Origin of the sequence: Qipengyuania gaetbuli (genome assembly GCF_020171365.1) — a bacterium.
GTDB lineage: Bacteria > Pseudomonadota > Alphaproteobacteria > Sphingomonadales > Sphingomonadaceae > Qipengyuania > Qipengyuania gaetbuli_B.
The window spans coordinates 567,111-582,692 of the sequence record NZ_JAIUZO010000002.1; the positions used below are offsets into that span (position 1 = coordinate 567,111).

Here is a 15,582-nt window from a genome sequence, read left to right on the forward strand (position 1 = left end):
AGAGCCACGGCTCGCCTGTCAGCACGGAACGGTGCGCTGTCCCCACACGTTCGACGGGTAACAGCAATTCAAGGAGTTACCCTCATGGCACAGGCCACCAAACGCATCATGATTCTCGCCACCGACGGCTTCGAACAGTCCGAACTGATGAAGCCCAAGGCCAACCTCGAAGGCGCCGGTTTCGAGACCACCGTCGTCAGCCTCGAAAAAGGTGAGATCAAGGGCTGGGACAACAAGGACTGGGGTGAGAGCGTGCGCATCGACAAGACGGTCGACGAGATCGAGAGCTGCGAAGGCTATGACGCGCTGCTGCTGCCCGGCGGCCAGATGAACCCGGACATCCTGCGCATGAACGACAAGGCAATCGACATCGTGAAGATGTTCGCCAGCACCAAAAAGCCGATCGCCGCGATCTGCCACGCGCCGTGGCTGCTCGCGGAAGCGGACCTCATCAAGGGCAAGACCGTCACGGCATGGCCGTCGATCCGTACCGACCTGAAGAACGCCGGTGCCAATGTGGTCGACAAGGAGGTAGCGATTGACGGCAACCTCATCACCAGCCGCAAGCCGGAGGACATTCCGGCCTTCAGCAAGGCGCTGATCCAAATGCTGGGCGAAAGCGTCGAGCAGCGTGATCTAGAAGCCGCCTAAGAGCGCAAATCCAATTCACTGAAAGCCCCGCCGCAGCAATGCGGCGGGGTTTTTCATTGGGCTGCAACGGGTTGCGCCAAACCCCATGGATTGACTTGTTAGCCAGCCGCGGCTGGTTTACTCTTGCCGGGTTGCGCGGGATGGACCGAGGGGGCCTGCGGCAATGCATATGGGTCGCGGCGTGTTACAGCCGCCTCGGGGACAGGGGAGTCCCTCATGACCGATGTGCAAAGCGCCGCGATCGCGGCACCCGTCCGGAAATCCGACCGCATAGGCTCGCTCGATATCCTGCGCGGAGTCGCCGTTTTCGGCATTCTGTTGATGAACATCTCCGCCTTCGGCCTCGTCTGGCAGGCCTACGGAAACCCGAATGCCGCAGGCGGTGCCGACGGCATCAATCTGCTGCTCTTCAAGATCATGAACGTCGGCTTCGAGGGCACAATGCGTGGCCTGTTCTCGATGCTGTTCGGGGCCGGCATCTTCCTGATGACCGAACGCATGGAGAATGCCGGCGCTGGCCTGACTACGGCGGAAATCCACTTCCGCCGGATGACGTGGCTGATGATCTTCGGCTTCATCCACTGGTCGCTGCTGCTGTGGACCGGCGAAATCCTGTTCGCCTATTCGCTATGCGGCCTCGTCCTCTTCGCATTCCGCAAGATCGCGCCGGGCCGGCAATTCGCGCTCGGCATCGCCGCCCTGCTGGTGGCCGCCTTCATGCTGAACCAGGATTACCACGAGATCGTCGACCTGTCCGCCGAGGTCGAGGCGACCGAGACACAGGTCGCCTCCGGGCAAAGCATCGCTCCCGAGCAGCAGGCGGTGCTCGACAAGTGGGCCGAAGAACGTTCGCACGTGATCCCGACCGAGGAAACCAACGCCATGTTCAATGGCTGGCACGAAGGCTCCTACTGGAGTGCGGTCACGGGGATGTGGGAGTTCAACGTCGACTTCCAGTGGAAGGAACTGCCTTTCTGGCTGTTGTTCGACATGATGCCCTTCATGCTGATCGGCATGGCGCTACTCAAATGGGACGTGCTCACCGCGGGTCGCGGCACGGGGTTCTACGCCGGGATGGCCATCGCAGGCTACGCCATTGGCATTCCGCTTGGCCTGTACGAATACGGCCTGCTGGCGGCAGGCGATTTCGGTCCGGTGGCAGGGGCGGAAGCGGGCAGGACCTACCAGTTCAGCAGGCTGGCGATGGTGGCCGGGCACCTCGGCCTGATCCTAACGGTGGTGAAGCTGGGGCTGATGCGCTGGCTGCAGCAGGGCCTTGCCGCGGCGGGCCAGATGGCACTGACCAACTATATCGGCCAGACGCTGATCTGCACGCTGCTGTTCTACGGCTTCGGATTCGGCCTCTATGGCGAACTCGAACGCTACCAGCTCTACCTGGTCGTCGCGACAATCGCGGCAGTAGAGATGGTGTTCAGCGTGATCTGGTTGCGCAGTTTCCGGTTCGGCCCGCTGGAATGGGTCTGGCGCTCTCTGACCTACTGGAAGCCACAACCGATGCAAAAAGGCGGGAGCGGTCCTGTACCCGGACAGATGCTCGGGGCGACCTGACCGGTCATCGGCTCATGTCGTGGCTCTCTGCGGGGATGATGACGCTCAGGCCATCCATCTCCGCGGTGAGCACGATCTGGCAGGACAGGCGACTGGTGCGCCGCACGCCGGCGGCGAGGTCGAGCATGTCCTCTTCCTCCTCGCTCGCTTCGGGCAAGCGATCGAACCATTCGGAATCGACGACCACGTGGCAGGTCGAACAGGCCATCTGCCCTTCGCAAGTCCCTTCCAGCGGCATCCCGGCCGCTTGAGCCACGCGAAGGAGATTGTCGCCCGGCTCTGCCTCGGCATCCAGGTGACTGCCATCGGAGGTGGTGAAACGAACCTTCACAATTCCTGCTCCCGTGCCGCCGAATTGATCGCTTTCGCGGCCTCCTCGATTTCGTCCATCGTCGTGTAGCGGCCGAAACCAAGCCGGATGGAGCTTTTCGCCTGCGCTTTCGACAGGCCGATCGCCTCGAGCACATGGCTCGTGCGACCCGATCCGCTGGCGCATGCGCTTCCGGCCGAGAACATGACCTCGCGGCAGTCGCTCATCAGGCGGTTCACGTCGAGCCCGTCACGGCGGATATTCAGATTGCCGTGCCAGCGCGCCTCCGCGCTGCCGTTGAGCTCCCAACCGTCGAACAGTTCGAGCGCCCGCTTCCAGAGCTTTTCGACGTGATCGCGATCCTGTTCGAGTCGGTCCTTCGCTTCCGCCGCCGCCGCGCCCATGCCCGCGATCAGCGCGGGGCTGAGCGTGCCCGACCGGATGCCGAATTCCTGCCCGCCGCCGGTTTGCACCTCGTCGAGATCGAGCCCCTCGCGCACCCACAAGGCGCCGACACCCTTAGGGCCGTGGAACTTGTGCGCGCTGATCGCGATCATGTCCGCACCGGTCACCTCGATCTTGCCGTAGGCTTGCACTGCGTCGCAAAGATAGAGCGCTTTGTTCTCTTTCGCCTTGCGGTGCCATTCGAGCGTGGGCTGGATCGTGCCGATCTCGTTATTGACCTGCATGACGCAGACGAGCCGCGTATCGGCGGGCAGGTCCTGCTTCGTATTGCACTGGCCGTCGGCGGCCACGTTGAGGACATGGCGCTTGCCCGCGTCCTGCGCGGTATCGAGGACGGCCGCGTGTTCGATGGCGGATACCGAGACCGTGCCGCCCTTTCCGCTGCCCCGGATGGCGAGGTTGATCGCTTCCGTCGCGCCGGAAGTGAAGACGACCTTGCCGCCTGCCGGAAACAGCGCGGCGACCTGCTCGCGCGCCAGTTCGATGGCGGCTTTCGCCTGCCGTCCCATGCGGTGCGGGGAATGCGGATTGCCGAAGCCGGTGCCGCCCGGCCCGTCGAGCCAGCGCAACATGGCATCGCGCGCTTCGGGGGCAAGCGGGGTCGTAGCCTGGTAGTCGAGGTAGATCATGCCTTCGCCAACTCAAGCCATACCTCGCAGAAGCGTTCCACTTCCTCTGCTGTCGTGTTCCAGCCGAAGCTGGCGCGGATGGTGCGGTCGGCGACCTCGGGTTCGACCTGCATCGCCTGCAGGACGTGGCTAGTCTTCATAGTTCCGCTCGAACAGGCGCTGCCTTGCGAGACCGAGAGGCCCGCCATGTCGAACCGCATGACCTGCGCGCTGCCGCTCATCTTCGGCATGGCGATAGCGCGGATGTAGGCCGTGGGGCCGGAGAGCCGGTCCGACAACCATGTCCCGCCGAGTTCGCGGCATTCCTGTGCAAGCTGGTCGAGTGGCTCGAAGATCGCGGGATCGAGGTACGGGTCGCCACATGCCTCCAGCGCCGTCGCCATGCCCAGCGCGCCAGGCAGGTTCTCGGTGCCGCGACGATAGCCGCGCTCCTGCCCGCCTGCAGGTTCGAGCATGGCGAAATCCTTCACCAGCAGCGCGCCGACCCCGATAGGGCCGCCGAACTTGTGAGCGGAGATGATTGCCATGTCGCAGGGCGGCAACGGCATCTTGCCCGCACTCTGAGCGCAGTCCGCCAGCAGCAATCCGCCTGCCTCGTGGACGATACCGGCGATAGCGGCGAGGTCCTGCCGGTTGCCCGTTTCGGAATTGACCTGCTGCACTGCCACCAGCGGGTATTCGCGCTGGACCGCCTCGGCCAGAATCTCGAGATCGAGCGCACCGTTTGCCTTCACGGGCAAGCGCTCCGCATCGGACGCCGCTTTGAGGATGGCGTCATGCTCGACTGCCGACACCAGTCTCGCGCCCGCCTTGGCATGGCCCAATGCCAGCGCCGCCGCCTCGCTCGCACCGGAGGTGAAGATCACCTCGCCCTCCCAGTCGAGCGCGCGTTTCACCCGCTCGCGCGCATCCTCCAGCGCCGCCCTCGCCTTGCGCCCCTCGGCATGCGGGCTGCTGGGATTGGCCCAGAGCGCAAAGCCTTCTTCCAGCGCCGCCCGCGCTTCGGGGCGCAGGGGCGTGGTGGCGGCATGATCGAGGTAGATGCGTTCCGGAATGGGAGGATGCTCGAAATTATTGCGATTTGGACGCGAAACCCTATATAGCGCGCAACCTCGCGCAAGCCCCCAAAAGGCCTCGCGACCCGAAAATTTCCGACAGGGTAAACCTCCCCATGCCGACCGTGATCTTTCCCGGCCCCGAAGGCCGCCTCGAAGGCCGTTTCTCTCCCGCACCGCGTCCGCGCGCGCCCGTGGCGATGATCCTGCACCCGCACCCGCAGGGCGGCGGCACGATGAACGAGCAGATCACGCAGCGTCTCTACAAGACCTTCGTCAACCGCGGCTTCGCCACGCTGCGCTTCAATTTCCGCGGCGTCGGCCGCAGCCAGGGCAGCTTCGACAACGGTATAGGCGAACTGTCCGATGCCGCTGCAGCGCTTGACTGGGTGCAGCAGATCCACCCCGAAGCGCAGGTGACCTGGATCGCCGGCGTCAGCTTCGGTTCGCTCATCGGCATGCAGCTGCTCATGCGCCGCCCGGAAATCCGCGGCTGGATCAGCATCGGAGCACCGGCGAGCATGTACGATTTCTCCTTCCTCGCCCCCTGCCCGGCCAGCGGCATCTTCATCCACGGTGCGCAGGACACGGTCGTCCAGCCGGGTGCGGTGACCAAGCTGGTGGAAAAGCTGCGCACGCAGAAGCACATCACCGTGCACCATGAGGAAATCCCGCGCGCCAACCACTTCTTCGAGAACGAGCAGGAAGAGCTGATGAAGTCGGTCGACAATTATCTCGACTTCCGCCTCGATCCGGCCTGCCCGATCAAGTGACCTGACCCGCCCGGGCGCGACCCAAGTGCGCTCAGGATTGTCTTCCAAATCCTCGTTGCGACGCGCGATTCCGCGCCCTCGACCATGCACGCTTGCAATTTTTATGTTATGTTGTAACATTGCCCTATAGAGTCGCAATGGAGAGGAAAGGCCTATGGCTTACGCAGACAATCGCAAGGCATCGCCCGCAGGCATGGCCGCCGCAATCGGCGTCCAGGCCGCAATCGGCTTCGCTGTCATCACGGGACTGACCGTAACGGCAGGGATTATCGACAAGGAAGAAATGCTGACCGCCATTACGGTCAAGGCAGACCCGCCGCCCCCGGCACCGCCGCCGCCGGAACCGGACACTCGCACCACGCCCGAGGTCACGTCCTCGCCACCGCTGACCGTGCCCAAGCCCGATATCAGCCTGAGCGATTCAAAACCGCTCTTCCCGACGACGGACCAGATCCTTCCGCCGGTCCCGATCCCGCAACCGGGCCCGACGAAGCTTGCCCCGCCGGCACCCGTCCCGACCGGCTTCGATCCGGTAGGCGCGAAACCGCGCAACGATCCGGGCGCATGGCTCAGCGACCGCGACTACAAGCCCAGCTGGGCGCGCCGCGACCTGACCGGGACGGCAACCTTCAAGCTCGACATCGCCGCGACCGGCAAGGTCACCGGCTGCCAGGTCACCCGTTCTACTGGGCATTCCGAACTGGACGATGCGACCTGCGTGCTGGTCCAGAAGCGTGCGAAGTTCGAACCGGCCCGGGGTCGCTCGGGCGAGCCGGTGGCAGGTAGCTATACCGGCTCGGTGCTCTGGCAGCTGCCGGACTGATCCTCCTGCAGGAAAGCAGCGTCAGCGCGTGCCCCGTTCGACCTTGTCGAGCGGGGCTTCGCCGTCGGCGGTAGGCACGGTCCAGATCATCACATTGACCACCGCAATAACCGCCAGCACCACCATGAGTGCGGCATTTTTCATGTTCCCCGTCCGCTTCCACAGCATGTAGGCCCCGAACAGCAGCAGGGCGGCAGCAAGGACGACGAGCGAAAGGACGGTGTCGAGCATTTCGCTTTCCTAGCGCGTGCCGCCCCCCGTGCAAGCGAAGGCTTGTTGACTTGCCGCAAGGGCGTCCGCACACACTGGCCGCATGAACCAGAACAGCTTCGAACTCACCCGTCGCCAGGCCCTTGCCGGACTTGGCGCGACCACCGCCCTTACCCTTGGCGGATGCACGCTCACGCCGCGCCCCGACGGCATCGCGCAGGCCCGCGTCATCGGCGCCGAGCGCCTGCTAGAAGTCGTTGCCTACAACCTCCTCGAACACGAGCCCGAACGCGCCACGGGACTTGGCGTCGACACCGGCCGCTATGCGCATCTGCGCGGCAAGATCGAGGACCAGTCCCCCGGCGGCCAGCAGGCGCTTGCCGCCACGCTGAAGCAGGACCTGGAGCGCGTGCGCGCCTACAGCCGCGACGGGCTCGACAGCACGACGGTAACCAATCTCGATGTGGTGCAGAGCGCCTATGAGCTGGCGACCGACGGCCTTGCCCTGCCCTATGGCGACACGCCTGTCGGCAGCTGGCGCACCGCCCCTTACGTGGTGATCCAGAACGTGGGCGAATATCTCGCCATGCCGCGCTTCATGCAATCGACCCACCAGGTTGAAAATGGCGATGATGCGGATGCCTATATCGAACGGCTCGAAGCTTTTCCGGCCTCGCTCGATGGGGAACTCGCCCGCATCCAGAGCGCGCGCGCAATGGGCGTGGTGCCGCCCGACTTCCTGCTCGACAAGGCAATCCGCCAGATGGAGCAGACCTTGGCCAGCGCCGGCAAGGGTGAGCTGTTCGCCGACGATCTGCGCGCCAAGCTGAATGCCAAGGGCATGCCCGAAAGCCACGCGAACCGCGCGCTGACCCTGGAGACGGGCCCGATTGCCGAAGCCCTGTCGCGCCAGCTGGAAGAGCTGAAAGCCGAACGCCGCGTCGCTACCTCTGCGCCCGGCATCTCGGCACGGCCGCGCGGCGAGGAATTCTACGCCTGGGCGCTGCGGTCGAGCACGACCACACGGCTCGACCCCGACGAGGTGCACCGTCAGGGCCTCGAAGAACTCGAGGCCCTGCACGCCCGCATGGACCCGATCCTGCGCAAGATCGGCTATACCGAGGGCAGCGTCGGCGCGCGCATGACCGCCCTGTCCGAAGACCCGCGCTACAAGTTTGCCGATGGCGATGCCGGCCGCGTGCAGATCATGGAATTCATCGCCGAGCGGATCGACTGGATCAAGGCGCAGATGCCGCGCGCCTTCAACACGCTGGTCGATCCGAACCTTGAGGTCGTGCGCATCCCGCCGGCCGAGGAAGTCGGCGCGCCCGGCGCCTATGGCGGAGCGGGTAGCAAGGACGGCAAGATCCCGGGCCGCTTCTGGATCAACCTGAGGTCGACCGATTTGCACCGCAAGTACGACCTTGCCGATCTCACCTATCACGAGACGATCCCGGGCCACGTGTGGGAGGGTGAATATTCCAATCGCTTGCCGCTGATCCGCTCGATCCTCGCCTTCAACCCGTTCAGCGAGGGCTGGGCGCTTTATGGCGAACAGCTGGCGGACGAGCTGGGCGCTTACGAAGGCTTCGAGGTCGGCAAACTCGGCTACCTCCAGTCACTCGCATTCCGTGCCTGCCGCATGGTCGTCGACACCGGCCTCCACGCCAAGGGGTGGAGCCGCGAACAGGCCAACCGCTTCTTCGTCGAACGCAACGGCTCCAAGCCCGACGAGGTCCAGAGCGAGGTCGATCGCTATTGCAGCTGGCCGGGCCAGGCGACGGGCTACAAGCTGGGTCACAGCCGCATCGTCGCCCAGCGCGCGCGGGCACAGGCGGAACTGGGCAGCGCCTACGACCTCAAGGCCTTCAACGACGCTGTGGTCCTGGGCGGCAATGCGCCGATGGACGTGATGGAGAAGAATGTCGGCCGCTATATTGCGGCGGCATCGGCACGATAGGGATATGAAAAACCCCCGGTCCGCGATTGCTCGCCGCCGGGGGCTCTCCTCTCCAAACTCTATGTAGCGGTCAGGCGGCCGCAGGTGCCGCGTCGCGCACGCCCTGGTCGACATGGGCTGCGAAGGGCTCGAAATTGTCGACGAAGAGCTGCACCAGCTTGTGGGCGGTGCGGTCGTATTCGTCCTTGTCCGCCCAGGTCGAACGCGGGTCGAGGATCTGGCTGTCGACGCCCGGAACCGCGATCGGCACTTCGAAGCCGAAGTTCGGGTCCTTGCGGAATTCCACCTCGTTCAGCGAACCGTCGAGCGCGGCATTGAGCAGCGCACGGGTAGCCTTGATCGGCATGCGGTGGCCGGTGCCGTACTTGCCGCCGGTCCAGCCGGTATTGACCAGCCAGCACTGCGCGCCGCCTTCGGCGATGCGCTTCTTGAGCAGATTGCCGTAGACCGAGGGGTGACGCGGCATGAAGGGCGCGCCGAAACAGGTCGAGAAAGTGGCTTCCGGCTCGGTCACGCCGATTTCGGTGCCTGCGACCTTGGCAGTGTAGCCCGACAGGAAGTGGTACATCGCCTGGTCCGGCGTGAGGCGCGCGATCGGGGGTAGTACGCCGAAAGCATCGGCGGTCAGCATGATGACATTGGACGGCGGCGGGCCCATGTTTTCTGCCGAGGTGTTCGGGATCGAGGACAGCGGATAGGCGCCGCGGGTGTTTTCCGCGAGGCTGTTGTCGTCGAGGTCGATCTCGCCGTTCTCGTCCATCACCACGTTTTCGAGGACCGTGCCCTCCATGCGGGTGGTGGCGTAGATTTCGGGCTCGGCCTCGGGGTTGAGGCGGATCATCTTGGCATAGCAGCCGCCTTCGAAGTTGAAGACCGCCGTGTCCGACCAGCCATGCTCGTCATCGCCGATCAGCGTGCGGCTGGCGTCGGCCGAGAGCGTCGTCTTGCCGGTGCCCGACAGGCCGAAGAAGACCGCGCTCTTGCCATCGGGGCCGATGTTGGCCGAGCAGTGCATCGGCATCACGCCCTTGGGCGGCAGCAGGTAGTTGAGGATGCCGAACACGCTCTTCTTCATTTCGCCGGCATATTTGGTGCCGCCGATGAGGATCAGCTTCTCTTCCAGGTTGACCGCGATCACCGTCTCGCTGCGGCAGCCGTGGCGCTCGGGATCGGCCTTGAAGCTGGGCAGGTCGATGATCGTGTATTCCGGCACGAACCCGTCGAGTTCGGCTTCGGTCGGACGCACCAGCAGGGTGCGGATGAACTGGTTGTGCCAGGCGAGCTCGTTGATGACGCGCACGTTGACGCGGTACTCCGGCTGCGAACCGCCGAACAAATCGGCCACGAACAGCTCGCCCTTGTCGGCGACGGCAGCCATGAAGTCCGCCTTGAGAGCGGCGAAATGGTCCGGCTGCATCGAGGCATTGTTGTCCCACCAGACCGTATTTTCGGTTTCGGAATTGCGGACGATGAACTTGTCTTTCGCGCTGCGGCCGGTGTGCTTGCCCGTTTCCACCACCAGCGGGCCATGCTTCGCGCGGCGACCTTCGCCGCGTTCGAGGGCCGCTGCAGTGAGTTCTTCCGAAGTCAGGTTCGAATGGATCGTGGCAGAAGTCTCGATGCCCTGCGCGGCAAGCGAGTGGGAAAGCGGAAAGGTCACTGAAATCTCCAGCGCTGGTGAGCGTTTCATGTCCGGGAATCGCTGGCGCATACGAATGCGCCGCCCTTGGACCCGCCTTTAGTCCCGCCTTTCCGCAACGTCAAACCCGCCGACCCCCATTTTCCCTTGGGCCGGGCAGAGCCTGCGTTGTCTTGCAGCGCGAAAAGCGTTACCCGACAGGACGATGGAAAACGAACCTGCCACCGGACCTTCCCCACAGGCCGACGACCGCACCGTTATCGCGCTGGTCGACGACGACAGGAACATCCTGACCACCGTATCGATCGCGCTGCAGGCGGAAGGATTCGCCACCCGCGTCTATTCCGACGGGGAGGCTGCATTGTCGGCCCTCCTTCACAACCCGCCGGACCTTGCGATCTTCGACATCAAGATGCCCAAGATGGACGGCATGGAACTGCTGCGCCGCCTGCGCGAACGCTCCTCGCTGCCGGTCATCTTCCTCACCAGCAAGGACGACGAGCAGGACGAGGAAGCCGGCTTCCAGATGGGCGCCGACGATTACATCGCCAAGCCGTTCTCGCTCCGCCTGCTGCTGGCCCGCATTCGCGCGATCCTGCGCCGCAGCGACGCACGCCGGCCGCTGCCGCTGGAACCGGGTGAAAGCCCTGTCGAGATCATCGAGCGTGGTCGCCTGCGGATGGACCCTGCACGCCATCATGTGACTTGGGACGACAGGCCGGTTTCGCTTACCGTGACCGAGTTTCTCCTGCTCGAGGCGCTCGCGCTCCATCCCGGTGTCATCAAGAGCCGCAACCAGCTGATGGACGCGGCCTATCCCGACGATGTCTTCGTCGATGACCGCACGGTGGACAGCCATATCAAGCGCATGCGGCGCAAGTTCCGCAGCGTCGATGGCACATTCTCCGCCATCGAGACGCTCTATGGCGCGGGCTACAGCTTCAGCGATGGCTGAACAGGGTAGCGTCCTCAGGGGCGACCCGAGGCTCGACAAGCTGCGCTGGTCGCGCCGCCTGTCGCTCACCAGCCGCATCCTCTTCGTCAACGTCCTGCCGCTGGTGCTGCTGGGCGGCGGGGTGCTCTATCTCGACAGCTACCGCAAGCAGCTGCTCGACGAGCGGTTCAAGCTCGCGCTGGTCGAGGCGCAGATCACGGCAGAAGCGCTTGCAGGTGCAACTGTGCAGCGACAGGAAGCGCTGCTGATCCAGATCGGCAAGGAACAGCGCCTGCGCCTGAGGGTCTACGGGCCCGACGGCAACCTCGAATCCGACAGTTTCGCCCTTGCCCCGCCCAGCTTCGACCTTCCCGAACCGGCCGAGGTCGACCAGCGCGAATTCGCGCTGCGCATGGACCGCTGGTTCGACCGGATCGTCGGCGCCCCTGCCCTGCCCGACTATATCGAACCGGAAGAGGATATGGCCTCCGCCTGGCCCGAACTGGTCCGCGCGCGCGAGGAAAGCCTGACGCAGATCGTGCTGCGCGATGCGCCCGACGGGACGCACGTCATCAATGCGGCGGCGCCCGTCGGCCTCGATGGCGACACGCTGCTGCTGACCCGCAACCCGGTGGACATCACAGAAAGCGTCCGCTCGGCGCGCACTTCGGTGGCGCTGATCGTGCTGCTGTTTCTCGCCGTGTCGACGATGCTGTCCTTCTTCCTCGCCCAGACCATCGTGCGGCCCTTGCGCGAGCTCGTGCAGGCAGCGGTCCGCGTGCGGCAGGGCCGCGACCGCGCAGTCGAGGTCCCGCGCCTGCCCGATCGCCGCGACGAGATCGGGATGCTGGCGCGCGCCATCTCCGACATGACGGGCGCTCTGCGTCACCGCATCGACGCGGTCGAAAGCTTCGCTGCCGACGTGGCGCATGAGATCAAGAACCCGCTCGCCAGCCTGCGCAGCGCGACCGAATCCCTCAGCAAGGTCGAAGACCCGACCCTGCGCGCCCAATTGCTCGATATCGCGGTGCATGACGTGCGCCGGATCGACAGGCTGGTGACCGAGATTTCCGACGCCAGCCGTATCGATGCCGAACTCTCCCGCGCCGAATTCGAGCGGGTAGACCTCGACAAGCTGGTCGCCAACATCGTCGCCAGCCGAGAAGAGCGCGGCGAGAACGAAGGGCGCAAGGTCACCGTCCTCAAATCCGACGGACCTTTCGCCGTGATGGGCGTAGGCATGCGGCTCGAACGCGTAATCGAGAACCTGCTCGACAATGCGATCTCCTTCTCGCCATCCGACGGCCTGATCGAGGTCTCACTGACGCGCCGCAACGGTTCGGTCGATCTTGCCGTGCTCGACTCCGGACCGGGAATCCCGGAAGAGAAGCGCGAGAAAGTGTTCCACCGTTTCCACTCCGACCGGCCGGAGGAAGAAGACTTCGGCAATCACTCGGGCCTAGGCCTGGCAATCGGTCGCACCATAGCAGAAGCGCATGACGGCTCGCTCCATGCAGAAGCCCGCCCCGACGGTGCGCCCGGTGCCTGCATGGTGCTGACCCTTCCGGCAGCGCGATGAGCACGACGATCGCCAATGTGACCTGCGTCGCGGTACGTGGCCGCGGCATCGTCATCGAAGGGGTACCGGGAAGCGGCAAGAGCGAACTGGCCCTCGCCCTGATCGACCGCGGCGCCATACTGGTGGGCGACGATGGAATGACGGTCGAGGTCAGCGGCGGCCAGGCCATCGCTTCCCCTCCGCCAAACATCGGGGGCAAGCTGGAGGTACGCGGCGTGGGAATAATCGACCTCCCGGCCACCTCGGCTCCGATCGGCCTCGTCCTGCGCCTCGTAGAAGACGCGCCGCGCTATCCGCTTGAAATGGACACGAGCGAGATTGCGGGTGTGGCCATTCCCTGCCTGCCCTTCGCGGCCGGGGATGCGTTGCAGGCCCTGCGCGCCGAATATGCGCTGGAAAAGCACGGCCTGCCCCTTCCGCATGAGGGCGGCAAGAATGATATGCTGGCACCATGAGCGACTCGTCCCGCCAGCGTATCCTGCTCGTCACCGGCCTGTCCGGCGCAGGCAAGACTACTGCGCTCCAGGTGCTGGAGGATCTCGGCTGGGAGGCGATCGACAATTTCCCGATTCGCCTTCTCTCGGGCCTCGTCGGGACCGACACAGACCACCCCGCACCGCTGGCCATCGGGTTCGATTCCCGCACCCGCGGCTTCGTCCCGCGCGAGATTATCGACCAGTGCAAGGCGCTGTCGGAACGAGCCGACATCGAACTCGTCACCCTCTACATCGACTGTGCAACCGCCGAGATCGAGCGACGCTATAACGAGACGCGCCGCCCGCACCCGATGGCACGCGGTCGCCCGGTTGCAGGCGGCATCGTTGCCGAGCGCGAGCTGCTCGAGCCGCTGCGGCGCTGGGCCGATATCGTCATCGACACGACCGGTTTCGCGACCAACCAGTTGCAGCAGATCGTGCGCGAACGCTTCGCCGACAGCGAAACGCGCGACATGACCGTGACCGTCTCCAGCTTCGGGTTTGCCCGCGGCATGCCGCCACTGGCCGACCTCGTCTTCGACATGCGCTTCCTCGACAATCCGCACTGGATCGATGGCTTGCGCGAACAGACCGGGCTCGACCCCGCTGTCGGCGCCCACATCGAGAACGATCCCGCCTTCGCCCCCTCCTTCGAGCGCATCGCCGATACGCTGCGCGACCTCCTGCCGCGCTATGCCGCGCAGGGCCGCAGCTACCTGAACATCGCGTTCGGCTGTACCGGCGGGAGACACAGGTCGGTCTACAGTGCGGAACGTGCCGCTCAGGTCTTGCGCGAGGCAGGATTTTCGCCCACGGTCATACACCGAAATCTGGGAAGCCGCCCCGCCGATCCGCTCGAGCGCCGCTGATTCCCTTGCCGGACAATAGTCGACAGACATACCTAAGACCTTCGGAAAGCAGCGCACGGCCAACATCGCATGATCGGCATGATCCTCGTTACACACGGCAAGCTGGCCGAGCACTTCATCGACGCGATGGAACACGTTGTGGGTCGCCAGGAAGGCGTCGCCACCATTTGCATCGGCCCCAATGACGACATGGAGCAGCGGCGCAAGGATATCGCCGATGCCATCGAAACCGTTGACGACGGCGATGGCGCGATCATCCTGACCGACCTGTTCGGCGGCACGCCCTCGAACCTCGCCATCTCGCTGCTCGACACCGGCCGGATCGAGGTTATCGCGGGTATTAACCTGCCCATGCTCATCCGCCTTGCCGGCGCGCGCAAGTCGATGAACGTCGTCGATGCGGTCCACGCCGCGCAGACCGCGGGTCGCAACTACATCACCGTGGCCAGCGAATTTCTCGGCCAGGAAATCGGCAACGCGCGGAAGGCAAGTTGAGCGAGTTCCGCAAGCAGCTCACGGTCGTCAACCAGCGCGGTCTCCACGCGCGGGCGAGCGCGAAGTTCGTCGGCGCGGTTGCAGCCGCACCGGAAGGCTGTTCGGTTCGCGTGGCCAAGGGCGGCAACGAGGCTGCCGGCGGCTCCATCCTCGGGCTGATGATGCTCGGCGCGGCCAAGGGCGACACGATCGAGATCATCGTCGCGGGCGAGAATGCCGAAGGCGTGATGGCCGAACTCTCCGCCATGGTGGAGGACGGCTTCGGGGAGCCTTGAGATGCCCGACCATCGCCGGGTGATCACCGGTTTTTCCAATCCCACTGTCAAGGCGCTGCGCGCCCTGCGCGAAAAGAAGCACCGCAAGGCGGCCGGCAAGTTCCTTGCCGAGGGCCTGCGCCTGCTGACCGATGCGCGCGAATGCGGCCATGTGCCCGAGACGCTGGTCCTTGCCAGCGCCCGCGATCCGCACCCGTTGCTCGCCGAACTGGAATTGGCGGTGGAGGCTGCGGGCGGCGAGGTGATCGAAACCTCGCCCGACATCCTCTCGAAGATTACCGGCAAGGACAATCCGCAGGCAGTTGCCGGCGTATTCGCCGAATTCGATACCTCGCTCACGTCGCTCGACCGGACCGGCGCGCACATCTGGTTGGTGGCGCAGGCGCTGCGCGATCCGGGCAACCTCGGCACCATGCTGCGCACGGGCGATGCCATCGGCGCAGGCGGCCTCATCCTGATCGACGATTGCGCGGACCCGTTCAGCGTCGAGGCGGTGCGGGCCAGCATGGGCGCGGTGTTCACCCAGAAGATCGCCCGGGCGGAATGGGCCGAGTTCGAGGCCTGGCTTCGTACCGGTTCGGGCCAGCTGGTCGCCGCAAGCCTGCGGGACGCGCAGCCCTATCGCGGGGCACCCTATTCCGCGCCATGCTTCGTCATGGTGGGCAATGAAAGCCGCGGCCTGCCCGAGGAATACGAGATGGCCTGCGACCTGCGCGTTACCATGCCGATGAAGGGCCGCGCCGACAGCCTCAACGCGGCAGTCGCAGCCGCAGTGCTCGGCTACGAGGTGCTGGCCGCCCTCGATACCGCTTCCGCTTGATCTTGCGCACAAAACTTGCTGCCTAGTCGTCCGAGAGGCGTCTAGGGAGG

Annotated in this window: 17 protein-coding genes; 12 read left to right on the forward strand and 5 right to left on the reverse strand. The window is 65.0% G+C overall.

Features of this window, described 5'->3' with window-relative positions; translation table 11 throughout:
• The first annotated feature begins 84 nt into the window (after positions 1-84).
• On the forward strand, positions 85-651 hold the full coding sequence (locus LCL94_RS03295; RefSeq protein WP_224830975.1) for a type 1 glutamine amidotransferase domain-containing protein: 567 nt from the start codon (positions 85-87) through the stop codon (positions 649-651).
• A 216-nt stretch (positions 652-867) separates the two neighbouring features.
• On the forward strand, positions 868-2,220 hold the full coding sequence (locus LCL94_RS03300) for a DUF418 domain-containing protein (protein WP_224830976.1): 1,353 nt from the start codon (positions 868-870) through the stop codon (positions 2,218-2,220).
• Between the two features lie 4 nt (positions 2,221-2,224).
• Here LCL94_RS03300 and LCL94_RS03305 read toward each other — a convergent pair whose 3' ends face one another.
• From LCL94_RS03305 to LCL94_RS03315, 3 genes are read right to left on the reverse strand one after another with little or no spacing between them, the layout of a single operon-like run.
• Entirely contained in the window at positions 2,225-2,551 is a 327-nt protein-coding gene (locus LCL94_RS03305) for a 2Fe-2S iron-sulfur cluster-binding protein (protein ID WP_224830977.1), read from the reverse strand.
• Entirely contained in the window at positions 2,548-3,624 is a 1,077-nt protein-coding gene (locus tag LCL94_RS03310; RefSeq protein ID WP_224830978.1) for a cysteine desulfurase family protein, read from the reverse strand. The genes LCL94_RS03305 and LCL94_RS03310 overlap by 4 nt, the downstream gene beginning before the upstream one ends.
• A complete protein-coding gene (locus LCL94_RS03315; protein WP_224832650.1) occupies positions 3,621-4,679 on the reverse strand; it encodes a cysteine desulfurase family protein in 1,059 nt (352 codons plus the stop codon). Before LCL94_RS03315 ends, LCL94_RS03310 begins: the two co-directional genes overlap by 4 nt.
• Before the next feature lie 116 nt (positions 4,680-4,795).
• Between LCL94_RS03315 and LCL94_RS03320 the strand changes: the two genes are divergently transcribed.
• Together LCL94_RS03320 and LCL94_RS03325 are read left to right on the forward strand one after the other, a co-directional pair.
• Positions 4,796-5,452, forward strand: coding sequence for an alpha/beta hydrolase (locus LCL94_RS03320; RefSeq protein WP_160607825.1), 657 nt, complete (start codon positions 4,796-4,798; stop codon positions 5,450-5,452).
• Between the two features lie 154 nt (positions 5,453-5,606).
• Complete coding sequence (locus tag LCL94_RS03325; RefSeq protein ID WP_224830979.1) at positions 5,607-6,275, forward strand: energy transducer TonB; 669 nt, start codon at positions 5,607-5,609, stop codon at positions 6,273-6,275.
• A 21-nt stretch (positions 6,276-6,296) separates the two neighbouring features.
• Here the strand turns inward: LCL94_RS03325 and LCL94_RS03330 are convergent, their stop codons facing one another.
• Positions 6,297-6,506 (reverse strand): hypothetical protein, encoded by a 210-nt coding sequence (locus tag LCL94_RS03330; protein ID WP_222553931.1) that lies wholly within the window; start codon positions 6,504-6,506, stop codon positions 6,297-6,299.
• Between the two features lie 82 nt (positions 6,507-6,588).
• Between LCL94_RS03330 and LCL94_RS03335 the strand changes: the two genes are divergently transcribed.
• Positions 6,589-8,445, forward strand: coding sequence for a DUF885 domain-containing protein (locus tag LCL94_RS03335; protein ID WP_224830980.1), 1,857 nt, complete (start codon positions 6,589-6,591; stop codon positions 8,443-8,445).
• Between the two features lie 70 nt (positions 8,446-8,515).
• Here LCL94_RS03335 and LCL94_RS03340 read toward each other — a convergent pair whose 3' ends face one another.
• Complete coding sequence (locus LCL94_RS03340) at positions 8,516-10,135, reverse strand: phosphoenolpyruvate carboxykinase (protein WP_224830981.1); 1,620 nt, start codon at positions 10,133-10,135, stop codon at positions 8,516-8,518.
• 154 nt (positions 10,136-10,289) lie between these two features.
• Here LCL94_RS03340 and LCL94_RS03345 point away from each other — a divergent pair, with 154 nt between their 5' ends.
• The 7 genes from LCL94_RS03345 (at position 10,290) to LCL94_RS03375 (ending at position 15,532) form a co-directional block, all read left to right on the forward strand.
• Entirely contained in the window at positions 10,290-11,039 is a 750-nt protein-coding gene (locus LCL94_RS03345) for a response regulator transcription factor (RefSeq protein ID WP_160607839.1), read from the forward strand.
• Positions 11,032-12,597: a sensor histidine kinase gene (locus tag LCL94_RS03350; protein WP_224830982.1), complete on the forward strand. Its 1,566-nt coding sequence runs from the start codon at positions 11,032-11,034 to the stop codon at positions 12,595-12,597. The genes LCL94_RS03345 and LCL94_RS03350 overlap by 8 nt, the downstream gene beginning before the upstream one ends.
• Positions 12,594-13,052: an HPr kinase/phosphorylase gene (locus tag LCL94_RS03355; protein ID WP_224830983.1), complete on the forward strand. Its 459-nt coding sequence runs from the start codon at positions 12,594-12,596 to the stop codon at positions 13,050-13,052. Before LCL94_RS03350 ends, LCL94_RS03355 begins: the two co-directional genes overlap by 4 nt.
• Positions 13,049-13,942: an RNase adapter RapZ gene (rapZ, locus tag LCL94_RS03360; RefSeq protein WP_224830984.1), complete on the forward strand. Its 894-nt coding sequence runs from the start codon at positions 13,049-13,051 to the stop codon at positions 13,940-13,942. The genes LCL94_RS03355 and rapZ overlap by 4 nt, the downstream gene beginning before the upstream one ends.
• Before the next feature lie 69 nt (positions 13,943-14,011).
• On the forward strand, positions 14,012-14,437 hold the full coding sequence (locus LCL94_RS03365; RefSeq protein WP_160607845.1) for a PTS sugar transporter subunit IIA: 426 nt from the start codon (positions 14,012-14,014) through the stop codon (positions 14,435-14,437).
• The gene (locus LCL94_RS03370) at positions 14,434-14,712 is read left to right on the forward strand and encodes an HPr family phosphocarrier protein (protein WP_224830985.1); all 279 of its coding nucleotides are present in this window, start codon (positions 14,434-14,436) and stop codon (positions 14,710-14,712) included. The genes LCL94_RS03365 and LCL94_RS03370 overlap by 4 nt, the downstream gene beginning before the upstream one ends.
• Before the next feature lies 1 nt (position 14,713).
• The gene (locus LCL94_RS03375; RefSeq protein ID WP_224830986.1) at positions 14,714-15,532 is read left to right on the forward strand and encodes a TrmH family RNA methyltransferase; all 819 of its coding nucleotides are present in this window, start codon (positions 14,714-14,716) and stop codon (positions 15,530-15,532) included.
• Positions 15,533-15,582: the final 50 nt, after the last annotated feature.